This is a genomic window from Pseudoalteromonas sp. S558 (genome assembly GCF_005886635.1).
GTDB classification, from domain to species: Bacteria; Pseudomonadota; Gammaproteobacteria; order Enterobacterales; family Alteromonadaceae; genus Pseudoalteromonas; species Pseudoalteromonas aliena.
This window is the reverse complement of sequence record NZ_PNDU01000162.1, coordinates 1-14680: the sequence shown is the minus strand read 5'-3', so window position 1 is coordinate 14680 and position 14680 is coordinate 1. Positions and strand designations below refer to the sequence as shown.

9 protein-coding genes are annotated in these 14680 nt (G+C 40.6%); 4 read left to right on the top strand and 5 right to left on the bottom strand.

Annotated elements, in window-relative coordinates:
- Nucleotides 1-198 precede the first annotated feature (198 nt).
- Nucleotides 199-663 carry a hypothetical protein gene (locus CWB66_RS12465; RefSeq protein WP_077538903.1) on the bottom strand — a complete coding sequence of 155 codons (465 nt, stop codon included), beginning with the start codon at nt 661-663 and terminating at the stop codon, nt 199-201.
- Nucleotides 664-1015: 352 nt separating this feature from the next.
- Between CWB66_RS12465 and CWB66_RS12460 the strand changes: the two genes are divergently transcribed.
- A complete protein-coding gene (locus tag CWB66_RS12460; protein WP_138585642.1) occupies nt 1016-2656 on the top strand; it encodes a hypothetical protein in 1641 nt (546 codons plus the stop codon).
- Nucleotides 2657-2728: 72 nt separating this feature from the next.
- Nucleotides 2729-4714: a hypothetical protein gene (locus tag CWB66_RS12455; RefSeq protein WP_138585641.1), complete on the top strand. Its 1986-nt coding sequence runs from the start codon at nt 2729-2731 to the stop codon at nt 4712-4714.
- A 61-nt stretch (nt 4715-4775) separates the two neighbouring features.
- Here the strand turns inward: CWB66_RS12455 and CWB66_RS12450 are convergent, their stop codons facing one another.
- From CWB66_RS12450 to CWB66_RS12435, 4 genes are all read right to left on the bottom strand, one after another.
- Nucleotides 4776-7190: an ABC transporter permease gene (locus CWB66_RS12450; RefSeq protein ID WP_138585640.1), complete on the bottom strand. Its 2415-nt coding sequence runs from the start codon at nt 7188-7190 to the stop codon at nt 4776-4778.
- Between the two features lie 84 nt (nt 7191-7274).
- On the bottom strand, nt 7275-9680 hold the full coding sequence (locus CWB66_RS12445; RefSeq protein WP_138585639.1) for an ABC transporter permease: 2406 nt from the start codon (nt 9678-9680) through the stop codon (nt 7275-7277).
- Between the two features lies 1 nt (nt 9681).
- Entirely contained in the window at nt 9682-10383 is a 702-nt protein-coding gene (locus CWB66_RS12440) for an ABC transporter ATP-binding protein (protein ID WP_138585638.1), read from the bottom strand.
- An 11-nt stretch (nt 10384-10394) separates the two neighbouring features.
- Nucleotides 10395-11648: an efflux RND transporter periplasmic adaptor subunit gene (locus tag CWB66_RS12435; protein ID WP_138585637.1), complete on the bottom strand. Its 1254-nt coding sequence runs from the start codon at nt 11646-11648 to the stop codon at nt 10395-10397.
- Nucleotides 11649-11873: 225 nt separating this feature from the next.
- Here CWB66_RS12435 and CWB66_RS12430 point away from each other — a divergent pair, with 225 nt between their 5' ends.
- Nucleotides 11874-13280, top strand: coding sequence for a sigma-54-dependent transcriptional regulator (locus CWB66_RS12430; RefSeq protein WP_138585636.1), 1407 nt, complete (start codon nt 11874-11876; stop codon nt 13278-13280).
- A 2-nt stretch (nt 13281-13282) separates the two neighbouring features.
- Nucleotides 13283-14602: a sensor histidine kinase gene (locus tag CWB66_RS12425; protein WP_138585635.1), complete on the top strand. Its 1320-nt coding sequence runs from the start codon at nt 13283-13285 to the stop codon at nt 14600-14602.
- The last annotated feature ends 78 nt before the right edge of the window (nt 14603-14680 follow it).

The window sequence follows — 14680 nt, the reverse complement described above, 5'->3', positions numbered from 1 at the left end:
TTCTCTAGCCAGAGATTTTCAATGAAAACAAGGCGAATTTACGCGTCAATAGCTGGCCTATTGCAAGTAAATTCAACGCAGTTAGCGCTGAAAATAGCTGCTAGAGATAGATTTATTATCCAGAGTTCAGGTTATTTAACCTGAATCAGAATTAAAAAGCACAAGGTATCACTTATATCACCTCGTGCTACGGTTTAGCTATTTTGCTGTATCACAGACATAACACGCTAATGTAACGCCCATGTTCGCTTTAAATTTTTGATGGTGCTCGTCCCCTTTAAATTCGTAAGGGCCTTCAAAGCGAGTAAATATTTGCATATCTGGGTTTAATGTATTATCAAAACGCATCATATTTGAGTGTAACGACTCACACATATTGTTTCCCATATCGTAAGCTAAGCGCCAATCATCAAACTGACCACAATCTAACATTGGGCTTTCTCGACCTGATGCAGAAAGTCTTTTTTCCGTACACCCACTACTTGTATCACTTTTTAAAAATGAAAACGTTCCTGTCGATATTTTCATCGAAGCGAGCAATATTGTTTGCTTTTTAGGGCAGTTTTGCGCGTTAACTTGAAGTTCTTCTTGCAGCATTTTTGCACTATGAGCATGCGCAAAGGTTGTTAGTAACAGACTTGATATTAAAATTGTATATTTCATTATATTTACCTCCATTTATTTACTTAATCCTATTGTTGATGCTGTATTTACATACCTATTAAATACAAAACCAACTCAAAAAGTGTGCATCAAAGAGAGGTAAATCACACTTAAAATCATGGGGCAATTGGGTAAAAACGGGTAAATTTATTTTTAAGTTATTGTATTTAAATATATATAAATTTATTCAATTCAAAAAATAATGCCCAGCATGTTTACACCCCCTTACTTTTCTCACTTTTACCTAACTCGCCCCCTGCTGACCCTGCTAATTCCTTTCGTGATGAAAATAAACAAGCAATATAAAAGGGCACATTATTTGTGCTTATTTATTATTTATGGAGGAATAAAAATGAAACGTACATTAATGACACCACTTGCTTTAGGTTCTCTTGTATATATGGCAATCATAAGTACCACTGCATTTGCAGGTACTGTTGAAAATACCAACCACCGTACTACCGCTTTAGAAAATGATTATGGTGCAATGGCACCTGCTCAAGTTAGCAAACAAACTTGGCAGACTATTTCAGCGTGGTCTACTGACTCGCTTTCTTTGCTTGATTTTATGGCTGAAAACGATGAAGAAGCGGTACTCAATCATTATATTGAAAAACTAACAGCAACTTATCGGGCCGAAGAAATCTTAAGCCAAATAAAAGAGATAGACGTAAATGCGCTTGATTTATGGTCTACGGTGCTTGCTGATCACTCACCAGAGGACAGCTATTACCTTGCACGCTACCTTATACAATATAAGCCGGCTCTTTTTAAGCAATGGTTAACAATGCAAAAAATGGTTTCGTTAGCTGAGTTTGTCGAAATAAACAATCCACGATTATTTGAAGCGTGGTTTGAAAATTACGCAGCGCCTAAGAAAAAAGGGCTCTCTGTTTTAAGCTATAACAAGGAAATGGATCCAACTACTTATAATGAAATTAAAGAGTTATTAAATAAAGATGCAAAGGGTGGTCCAAAGTCAGCCTGTGCCTGCCAAATGGTAGTGCCAAATACAGGCTCTGGTACCGTGGTAACAAATTACCCTTCAACCCCATCATCACCTGCACCTGAAACGTCTAGTGACAATAAAGGAATGTCTAAACATGGACTTAACTTTACCAGTACTGCTTACGGCGCATTTCATTCAGGCGATGGTGAGCGTTGGTCAAAACATAAAGCGTATGGCTACGACAACACAATAAGTCATAACTCTACTGAGTTTTCGGTAAAAATGCTGTGTGCCGATAAAGCGGGTTTTGATTGTAATCAAAGTAATTCATGTTCAGGAAACTTAGAAGTTAGAGGCACTTATGCCTCGCGTTTCCATGTAAAAGGGACCGCAAAGCAAATTTGGTCAAAAGCCACTAATGCACACTCTGCCGATGGTGCAAAGTTTGCCGTTGATTTACCTGGTTCTGCCCCTGAGATTGTATTGTTTAATAAAGCCGGTGGTGCAGCAATGAGCTTTAACACTGGATGGGATATTAACTCGGTGCTGGGCACTATAAAAGCAGCTTTAGGTATTACTGCTGCAATAGTGAATGACAATGCCGGTAGCTTACTCGATGCACAACTTGCCAGTGATTTAATTACTAATATTGCAGGCATAATTACCCGTTCGGGTAACGAAGCAAGCGTAAATTCGACGATGCGAGCTCGATTTGATTCATCTGACGTAAGTCCGTTTTTATTGCAACCTAACGAAGTTTATCACTTCACACTCGACTCAGAAGCCCATGTTAAAGCACGAGGTTATGGCGGTTATTCTGATAGTCATTTTGAGTTTGGTAGCTCTGGCGCTGTAATGTATGCCGCTAACCACTTTACTTGTGGCACAAATGTTACCGCCCCCATGCCTACCGGTTTATGGTTTTATGCCAGCCAGTCAGGTCCTGATAACACCGCTTCTCTTCGTAGTGATGTAGAAAATTGGCTATCTATTCAGCTCAATCAGGGTGTTAATGCTTCGCAGCAGCAAGGGGTTGTATATTAAGCACTGCAATCGAACTTATAAAGGGTAGGTGTTTCCTACCCTCTTTTGTATGTTTAAAGCAAAGGAATCATCATGAAAAAACTACTTACACTTTTTATCACTGCACTTACAATAACAGCAAGTATGCATTGTGTTGCTATAGCAAAACAATTTGATACAAGCACACTACCCGTACTATTTTATGCAAACCAAGAGAGCTATTTAGCTCAAACACCTTGGTTTAATTTTGCGTATCAGCAACGCAAAATACAACTACAAACTTGTAAAGAAGAAGCGTGTGTTCAACGTTTACAATTTTTAGAACTCCAAGAAGGCGATCAAAGCCATCAACATAATAATGGCTCCGCTTTTTTAGGTAACGCCGATAAAACACACACTTCAAACACTTACTCAAAGCTTAAGTTAGGCCAAAGTAATCACAATACGTTGCATGTTAGCGGTAACCAACGGCGCATTCTTTTTTCTTTTGAGATCACTGAAAGAGGCACTCCACTTCAATTTAAATTTGAAGACGAACAAGATTCTTTCACCTCAGAAAATCAACAAGCGCTTATTCGCTCATCTAAGTTATGTATATCAAAGTGTGAAACAACATGGCAGGCATTCAGCGTAGATAAGGAGGGTCAATACACTCCAATAACTTTCCACCAGCAGGCGCAAGATCAGTGGGTTGTTAAAGAATTAGATAACACTATTAGAATTGAATTAACCGCTTTATTTGGTCAATATTCGGCGCCTTTACATCAGTATCACAACGAGGAAGTGTCGTTTTCAAGCTATCAAATAAATGACAAAGCACTTATAAATACACAGAGTCATGATCAACAAAACCAATATATTTTTGAGCAAACAAAAGTAATTGGTTTAAGTGGGCACACATGGCTTTTGCAGCAAGGCAATACACTGCAATTAACCGATAACCACGCTAGCATTTTAAAATCTCGCAAACTATCAACTTGGCATATAAAAAAATTGCTAAATAGCTATATATCAAAGCATCGTGTTTATTTGTTAGCCCAAGTAAATGAGCAATATCAAACCCCACCTGCAAAGCAAACCGTGATAGCCCAATACCCCAAGCAAAAACAAAGTAAAATGCGCCCGGTAGTACTCTATGAGTTCGATTTAGCGCTTAACTTAATATCTAGCACCACACTCTATTTGCCTGAAAGTGAACTACCGTATGCACAAATAACACTTCAGTCGTGGGGAGTATTGGTAGGCACAGGTGAAGCCGCTGCTGCATCGGTTAATCACACTTATCAAAGCAACCAGTCATCTGCAAATATGACAAACTGCCCAATGATAAATAACGGTTATGGTTATGGCTTATTATGCTGGAAAGCATTAAACAACCCAGCTATAAATTATACACCTAGTGCAGCTAGTAGCATGATCCCAGTAACGGTTGTCGACAATACAACGCCAAACCTACTTAACCAACTGGAGGCAAACCAACATGGAATAATATTCGATAATAGCGGCACTCCTGTTGACCCTGGCGGCTCATGGACACATGCAGATAACGTTGCAATAAACAAAGAAGACTTAGGCCTATCAATTGCGATGTATCATCAACGTTGGCATTCACCTGTCGCGGCAAATATTATTTTCCCAGCAGGTAGCTCTTCTCGTCCTGTTATGTTTAGAGCTGTAGAATATTCTGCAGTAAATACCAGCAACCTCCCACACAATGTGTGCAATCAGTTTGCTGCTAGTTCTGGCTACCCTGAATACCAAGCCGCTGATGCATGTATGACGCAAGCAAACTTTGGCCTATTTAGTTTAGAAAGTCTGAAATTTGATCGCTGGCAGGGCGGTATCTACCACCCCGACCAAAGCGTAAGTGGCAATGATAATAGCTGGTTTCCGTGGTTTACTAATTTTGTTGGCGACCCTCCTGTCGAAGAAGCTTTTACAGCTGAAGCGGTCCATGAAATGGTGGCTCGTATGCGTATTAACGCTGCAAATATTGGAACTTTAATACAAGATTCATACATTGACGGGCACTTGTATACCCAAGCACATGTACCAGGGTATTACATTTCGTATCAATAAACTTTACGATACAAAAGGGTTAGTGTATTCACCAACCCTTTTTTAATTCACTGAGCTTTATTTACTCATAACGTAAAGTAAGCGATGGCCGTGTGCTTGCAGCTTTAAATGCAAGGCTTGCAACCGTGAGCCAAGTAAAGAGTGCGACCACAAGCGCCGCAGCGCCATATACCCAAATGGCCTGCTCAATACGGTCGTTAAAACCTTGCAACCAATTATCCATTAGCCAATAAGCTAGAGGTAAAGCAATTACCGCCGCTGCGAACACCATGATTAAAAACTCACGGGCAAGTAGATTAACTAAACTTAAACGGGTTGCACCCAAGACTTTTCGAATGGCTAATTGCTTTTGCTGACGTTTCGCTGCAAACGCTGCAAGTCCAAATAAACCTAAGCAACTTAAAAACATGGCCAGCACAGAGAAATTTCGAATGAGCACAAATAAGTCATGCTCGACGCGATAAACCTTGGCTAAGTCTTGCTGCATCAGGCTAAATTGCGGATCGGCGGTTAAATTAAACTGCTTTAAAAGCTGGCGTAACTGATTAAATAACTGAGGAAAGTTTGCTTGTTCGGTCCTTATCACCAATCGAACGGTTGATTGTGAGCTATACCCTGCTGAAAATGACACAGGTAGCCAATCATCTTTCGCCGAGCCGACTTTAATGTCTTTTACCACACCGACAATGGTTGCATTAATGTTGCGATAAAGCCCTTGAACTTGCAGACCTACCACCTCATCCACATTATCGTAACCAGCACGTTTTGCCATTTGTTCGGTCACCAAAATAGCCATTGCTTGAGGGTTGTCTTCGCCCTGCTGCGCCCCAGCATGCTCATTAGGAGAGTGCAACCAATCGCTCTGGAACTGTGGTGAAAAGTCTCTGCCTGCAAGTAGTGTCAAACCCAAGGTTTCAACGGCATGGAAACCTGTGCCTATGGTCGGTGGCAGTTCACTTTCCTCATAGCCGTTTGGCCATCGGAAATAAAAGCTTTCAAGAATACTGTCGGTTAAGTCAGTGTCAGTAGTAGTTATTTGCACTACACCGGGCAACGCTCGGATCTCATTGAGTATCGCGTGTTCTTTTTCCATCAATTGCTTACTGCTTAAATCGTGTATCACAATACGATCTGTCGCATCATAACCAAGCGACAGGTTTTGCAAGAACGTTAACTGTTGTAAGCTCACCATAGTACAAACAATTAAAGCCATTGCCATGGCTGCTTGAAATACTAACAGGCCTTTACGCACCACCTGACCTGTTTGCAATTGCCCTGCAAGTAAACTTTTTAGCGGTGCGCGTGCCACACAAAAAGCCGGATAAGCACCAGATATAAAAGCCAATAAAAACACCACACCCAATACAGCTACCAATTGTGACCAGCCCCAAACTAGCTGCAATGGGCGGTTTGCAAAGCCACTAAAACTTGGTAATAACATCTCAACCCAACACAACGCTAACACTGTAGCAAGGGTCACCATTAACAAGGCTTCTAACAAAAATTGCAGTATTAATTGTTGCTTACTCGCCCCCAAGGTTTTGCGCATGGCAATTTCTTTGCTGCGGTAAAGCAATTGCGACACCGCAATATTGATGTAATTGGCTGCGGCAATGGCGAGTAATAAACCGCTCAATATTAGACTCAAGTTCACTAAAAAATCCGACCCTCCGGGTTTAAATTCAAAGGGAGAATGGGCTTTGAAGTATACCTCTCGCATCGGCACTAAACGATACTCAAGTTGGCTATTCTTTAACTGATATTTTTCGATAAGACGGCTAGCTAACTGCTTTTCTATGTCTTTTAAATCAGCACCTTGCTGAGTTTTTAGATAAACATAACTCGATATATCATTATGTTCAGTGAAATCAACAGACACTAAAGCATGGAACAAAAAGTGGCTGTTATCGGGTAAATCATCAAAAACAGCACCCACAGTGATACTTTGCTCGCCCATCAATAACGTTTGTTCGAACGCTTTACTGGCGCTACCAAACAGCCTTGTGGCTTCACTGTCACTCAAGGCGATTTGATTAGGCTCTGAGAGCGCTTGTTCAAGATTGCCAGCCATCACATCAAGATGAATAAAATCACGTAAATTGGCCGAAGTGCCATACACATTTCGCAGCTTAAACACTTGCCCAGCCACTTTAATATGATCAGTAAATAAATCACTATCGACCACATCTGCCAGCACCAATAAGTCACTTACATCACTACGTAAAGACACTGTTTGCGCAATGCTTACAACCGTTAAGGGGATCTCTTCTAAACCCGGTACCTTTACATCAACATGCAGACGATAAACTTGCTGGTGATCGGGCTGCATTTCATCAAACGACAATTCATACTCTGCGAATAGCGCCACTAACAGAGCTGCAGCAAGACCAATACTTAACCCTAAGACATTCAATAACGAATAAAGCTTGTGTTGCTTGAATACTCTAAATGCTGTTGTTACATGTGATATCAACATATCTAACCTATAAGATTTTGTTCTCACCCAAAAATGGCCTACCTGTTACTCCGATAGACCATGGCTTTGGCTAATAAATTTTATTTACTCATAACGTAAAGTAAGCGATGGCCTTGTGCTTGCAGCTTTAAATGCAAGGCTTGCAACCGTGAGCCAAGTAATCGCAGCAATAACCAAAGCTGCTAAGCTATATACCCACCAAACTTGATCGATGCGGTCATTAAAATTAGCAAGCCAATCGCCCACCAACCAATAGGTAAGTGGAAATGCAACAACGGCACTTACAAGCACTAATAGTAAAAACTCTTTTGCTAATAAATTCACTATACTCAAGCGTGATGCTCCCAACACTTTACGTACCGCAATCTCTTTTTGACGCTGTAAAGTAGAAAACGCAGCTAAACCAAAAGTACCTAAGCAGGTCAATATAATGGCCAACATACAAAATATTACAACCAAGGTTGATACGCGCTCATCGCTTTTATACAAAGCTCGGTAATTATCGGCTACTAAATCAATGTCTGAGTTATGTACATTAAGCACATCAGTGACTATAGCTTGCACCTGAGTTTTTACAGCAGCGAATTGGTTAGGATCGAAGTTAATAATTAATTTACCTTCATTAGCCCAACTAAAGCCACAAACAAGGATTAAAGGCGACGTAGAAGCTTCTCGGGCTGAGCCTATAGTGACATCTTTAATGACACCAACAATATTTAGTACCTCTTGATTATCACCAGAGCTTGTATAAAGTTTTTTACCAATAGCTTGCTCGGCACTGCCATAGCCTGCAAGCTTAACAAATGACTGCGATACTAAAACGCCAGCACTGCCATTACCATCTTCGGTTTGGCTATACCAATCACTGCCATAGTCTGCACTTAAATCACGTCCAGCCATTAACGATAGACCGACGCTTTTAGCTATATCAAATCCTACTCCAATAAAAGGAATAACAGCATTTTTCATCTCACCATTGTCTGAAGTAACATCAAAGCTGGTATTAAATGACGACGTGAATGAAGCATCTGTAATGCTGCTTGATTTAACACCTTGTATCGCATTAATACGCTGAGTAAGTATATTGTTCTGTGTAAAGTACAACTTACGCGAAGGGATGCCATCTACCTCTAAGCGGTATTGTTTCTCGTAACCCACATCTATCGATTGTAAATGGTTAAGTTGTTGATGTAAGAATGAAGCACTAATTATCAAAGCAATAGATAAAGAAGCTTGTAGAGTAAGTAATACCTTGCGTACAACTATTGCTGTGCGTCCACGCTGAATGTCACCACTAAGTACGCGTTTGGCACTGAATGACGACATAAACAATGCGGGATATGCTCCTGCTAATAAACCCACCAAGAACACAACAGCAATAAAAATTGCACCAAACTCAGACAGGTAATCAAAAACTAAAACACGCCCAACCAATTGATTAAAAGATGGTAGAGCAAGTTCCAATAAAACACAGGCTAAAATAGCAGCAAAACTGGTAACTAATAATGACTCCACCAAAAACTGAATAACTATCTGCGGCTTACTAGCTCCCAGCGCTTTTCGTACGCCAACCTCTTTAGCTCGCTTAGCTGATTGAGCAATACTCATATTAATAAAGTTAAATGCTGCTATTGCAATCAATAAAAGACTCAGAGAAAAGCTAATCATTACTACAGTATATGAGCCATTTTCTTTAAGCTCATAGCGACTATCCGCGTGTAAGTGAATACCAGGCAAATGTTGAAAAGTTAAGGTTACAAATCCCAAAGATTGACTAGGATAAACAAGCGCGGGATAGGCCTGCGCTAACTGCGCTTGCTCAGCGACAAGATTAGTATTAGCAGAGAAGCGTACATAAACATAAAAGTTATTCATTTGATAATTAGGTGTCTCATTTTGCATTGCCACCAATCCCGAAAATGCAAAATGAGTGTTATCTTGTAAGTTAGCAAATATGGCAGTCACAGTGTAAGTCACTTGATCTTTAGTTAATGTTTCGCCAATAGCATTTGTGCGACCAAAGATCCGAATAGCTTCACGCTCACTAAGCGCTATTTTATTCGGTTCACTGAGCGAGTCTTGTAAATCACCATGGAGCACATCCAAACTTATAAAATCAGTAATGTTTTTGCCCGTAGCGAATAAGCCTTCCATTTTGTAGTAATTGCCATTAGCGCTAAAATCACCCGATAACCTTGGATGCATCTCTAATGCAAAAATATCTTCAATAGCTGTATTTTTAGCAAGCTCTTTTATAGCGTAATAGTTGGTAATTGGTGCATCAACGCCCATCTCCCGAAAATGCTGCGAAAGACGATATGTCTGCTGTGCATTTGGTTGATGCTGATCAACGTTGGCCTCAAAGCTTGCAAATAAACCCACTAACATTGCTGAAGCTAAGCCAATACTTAGACCTAATACATTTAAAATAAAATGTTGCTTTTGCTGTTTGAACGAACGCAGCGCTGTAATAAAGTAACTTATAAACATGCTATGCAACCTCCATCGTTTGTTGTACGTTATTTGCTTTATCAAGCATCACTTGGCCATCAAGTAGGCGTACTAAACGATCTGCATAATTACCCTCTTTATCAGAGTGCGTAACCATAATTACCGTGGTGCCTTCTTTATTTAATTCGCGGAGCATTGCCATTACTTCATCACCATTTTTTGAGTCTAAATTACCCGTTGGCTCATCGGCTAAAATTAGCTTAGGGTTAATCACCAAAGCTCGCGCTACTGCTACACGCTGCTGCTGACCACCCGATAGCTGCTGCGGTAAATGATCGCCTCGATGATCAATACCCACTCGCTTTAAAATGGTTTCAACACGCTCTTTACGCTCACTTTTTGAAATTTTTTGATATTGCAAAGGCAGCTCTACATTTTGATAAACTGTCAATTCATCAATTAAGTTAAAGCTCTGAAATACAAAACCAATTGAAGCTTTACGTAACTCTGCTAATTGTTTTTCGCTATAACCTGCAATGTCAGCACCTGCAAACTCAAAGCTTCCACTCGTTGGCGAATCTAACATGCCTAAAATAGATAATAAGGTTGATTTACCACAGCCAGATGGGCCCATAATTGCTAAAAAATCACCTTCCTTTACGGTTAGAGTAATATTGCTTAGTGCAGTTGTTTCAACATCTTGAGTACGAAATACACGACTTAAATTAGTTAGTTTAATCATTATTGTTATCCTTAAAATTGTAGTTGTTGTGCTTTTTCGAAGTTGCTGTAGCTTGAGGTGATCACTTGATCCCCTGCTTTTAGCCCTTCAAGCACTTCAAAATAATGTTGATTTTTTTTACCTAAACGAATATCACGGCGCAGTGCTTTATTGTTACCTTGCTCAATTACGTAAACCCAATTACCACCCGAGTTTGTGAAAAATGCGCCTCGATTAAGTAATAAGGCATCGTTTTTATTGTTGCCAAGCATTAACTCAAGGTCGATGCTTTGGCCACGCTTAATACTTTTAGTGTTACTGGGTAAGTCCACTTCGATTTGAAATTGAGACTGCTGTACGCGGCTATCAATTTTGCTCACTTTGGCAGTAATAGCATCATCATCAAGTTCAATCATCACGGCCATATCGCGCTGCACCTGATTTAAGTAAAACTCATCAAGACGTACCACTAATTTATACTCGTTAGGAATATCAATTTGTCCGAGTCGTGCGCCGCTACTTTTTGATTCGCCAATTTCTACATCAAGCTCGCTTAAATAACCAGATACAGGTGCTTTTACTAATAAGTTGTCAAGGTTTCGACGAGCAAATTGAAGGTTTTTCTCGAGCATTTTAGCGCTGTCTGAAAGCTGTGCAACTTGCACTTCACGTATTGATTTTTCTTGCTTTTGACGCTCAAGCGTTAGCTCCTTGCGAGCATGGTAATAACTTAAATCTTCCTCAAGTTCGGCTAGTTTATCTTGCGCCAATACCCCACTTTTAACTAATGGTTTAGTTTGTTTTAAGCGGCGTGTTAAATGCGTAATCTTTAACTCTATTTCTAATAAGTCTCGGCGTAAGTTTAAGCGGCTGGTTTCCATATTCATTTGCGTATTACGTAAAAAATTAAGCTGCTCTGTTACTTGAGCCTCACGGCCCATAACATCAAGTTGCAAGTTAGTATTACTCAAGCGCACCAAGGGTTGGCCTGCTTCTACAAACTCGCCTTGCTCTACCAAACGCTCCTCAACTTGGCCACCGGCGATAGTATCAAGATAAATACTGGTTTTTGGCACCACTTGACCGCGTAAGCTCAACGCATTTTTAAATGCACCTTGTTTAACTGTGCTAACGGTGAGGCTACTGCGCTCAACATGTTGGCTACGACCTGTATCGCTAGTTTGCGTAAAGCCATACGCAGCAGCCGCAACACCTAAGGCCATCGTTGCAAAGATGAATTTTTTAAAATACTTTTGAGTAAATGAGCGTTCTATTTTCTTATCCATGTTGCCGCCTTGATACAGGTTTAATTTAACTAATTACCTATTGCTATTACAAAGCGTATGCCAACTTTAATTATTCTTTAATTACAACAGCTTGAATAACACCTTATACCGATAGATACTTTAAGTGTCCGTTTATAGAACACTTTTTATTTTAATAAGCGTCCATTTATGGACACTGTTCCTTTTTTGTTTTAGGCTAAATAAAACTCTATAAAAATAAAAACCATGAAACACACAGGCTCAGTTTTAATTGTTGACGACAATCCCGATATTCTCATTGCAGCACGCTTGCTATTAAAGCAACACTATCAAAGCGTCAAAACTACTGATAATCCCTTTGATATTGCTGGCATTATTAGCAAGCAACGAGAAAGCGATCAGCCCATTGACGTGATTTTATTGGATATGAACTTTAGCCAAGATTCGATTAGCGGCAAAGAAGGGTTTTATTGGCTCAAAAAAATCATTGAGCAAGACGCCAATATCGTGGTGCTACTGATGACCGCTTACAGTGATATTCAGATTGCGGTGGATGCCATTAAAGCAGGTGCGTCTGATTTTATTGCTAAACCTTGGCAAAATGAGCAATTACTTGGCGCGGTTGCTGCTGCATTCTCGCACGCAAAAGACAAGCAACAAGTTGGTAAACTAACTCGCCAAAAGCAGGGGCTTAATCAGGCATTAAACACGCCATCATTTAAATTTTTAGGGCAAAGCGCAGCAATGCAGCAAGTATTTAATACCATTGAAAAAGCCGCAAAAACCGACGCAAATATATTAATCACTGGCGAAAGTGGCACAGGAAAAGAACTCACCGCCCATGCAATTCACCAAGCAAGTATGCGTAGCGAACACACCTTTATGAGTGTAGATATGGGCGCAGTGGCGCAAAACCTGTTTGAAAGTGAGCTATTCGGCCATAAAAAAGGCGCGTTTACTGACGCTAAAGCTGATCGAATTGGTAAATTTGAACTGGCCCAAGGCGGCAGTTTATTTTTAGATGAGTTAGGTAACTTACCTCTTGAACATCAAGCTAAGTTACTCGCCACATTGCAAAACCGCCAAGTAACTCCGATCGGCGGCAGTAAAACAATTGATATTGATATTCGCCTCATTTGTGCCACTAACGATAATCTTGAGCAAGCGGTCGCTGAAGGTCGCTTTCGTCAAGACTTACTGTATCGTATTAATACTGTTGAAATTCGCCTACCTGCCTTACGTGAGCGCAGTGATGACATTCCATTACTAGTAGATTATTACCTAAATCATTTTTCACAAAAATACAAACGCGACTTAACCATTGCGGCAGGTGATATGACATCACTTTGCCAATACTCATGGCCGGGCAATGTGCGTGAGCTAGCCCACGCCATAGAGCGCGCGGTAATATTAAGTGAAGGCGAAAATCTTGATGTGAGTTCAGTGGTTGGTAATACTACAAGTAACGTCAACAGCACTAATAACCCAATCGAAAATAATAATGCATACGATACTTTTGATTTAGAGGCACTTGAACAACGCACTGTTCGTGCAGCCCTTACTCACCACCAAGGCAATGTGAGCCACGCTGCCAAAGCGCTTGGTTTAACGCGCGGTGCTATGTATCGCCGCCTTGAAAAGTATGGATTATAAAGATGCGACCTTATTTTTCCCTCGGATTTAACCTAGTCGCATTAAGCAGCTGCAGTGCATTACTGTGCTACTTACTTATTAATAAAGGTTTCTCGGCAACATTATTGTTAGTCGTCTTGGTTAGTATTGCCTTGAGCGCCCATATTTTCACACTATTTACTCGCCAACAAAAACAAGCTGAAATAGTTATTCGCGCACTCGCTAATGGCGATAGTACGCTGGGTCTTAGCCAGTATCACCCAATGCGCCAGCAGTTCGATCAAGTAAAAGCACAAATGCAAACCGCACGCTTTAATGCCGAGCAACAAGCTCAGTTTTTACAAGCATTACTCATTCATGTCGATTTGGCCGTATTGGTGTCTGATAACAATGGCCAAGTGATTGAATCAAACCCCGCTGTAAGTAAGCTTTTAGGTAAAAACGTTAAGCACTTGAGTGAATTAGGCGCTGTGGGTGATCTTCTTTTAACAGCCGATCAAAACGTACGTAATACCCTGCATTGGCAAACAGGTGAACAACAAGATACATTATCAATTGCACTCAGTATCGCCGAAATTCAAGGTAAAGTTCGCCGCGTTGTCAGCATACAGTCTATTCACGACCAATTGCAGTTAAAAGAGCAGCAGGCCTATAAGCGCTTAACTAAAGTGCTCACACACGAAATAGCGAATTCTATAACGCCACTTTCATCACTCGCTAACACGTGCACCACTTTATTACCGCAAACGCTGTGCTTTGATGAGCTTGAAGATAAGCAAGACTTGCAGCTCGCACTCACTACACTTGCGTCTCGCACTGAGCATTTAGGTGATTTTATAGCACGCTTTCGTCAAGTAAGTAGCTTACCTACACCTAAATTAGCGCCTTATAATTTAGCTAGTGTGCTCACACAAATAGTTGCATTGCATCAGCAACAAGCACTTAGGCAAGGCACTACTTTTGAGCTTAATATTAATACCCAACAATTAGTGATGCTCGACAACAGCCAAATAGAACAAGTACTGGTTAACTTAGTTAAAAATGCACTTGAAGTACTCGCCACAAGCTATCAACATAACGCGCAAAATCCTAATAAAGCGCCAATGATTCAACTCACCCTCGCGCAAAATCACGCACAACAGCTTTACATTGAAGTCAGCGATAACGGACCTGGTATTGCTGAACATGTTATTGATATGGTGTTCGTGCCCTTTTTTACTACCAAACAACAAGGTTCGGGTATTGGTTTGAGCTTGTCGCGGCAAATTATGCTCAACCACGGCGGTGATTTGGTTTATGTACAAAAACCACAAGGTGCATGCTTTAGATGTGTGTTTGGGTGAGTAATCAGTAGATCGTCATTTATGGCGACAATACAAAGTAACAACCCTACAGCAAACTACTTTACGCGCTAAAGCACG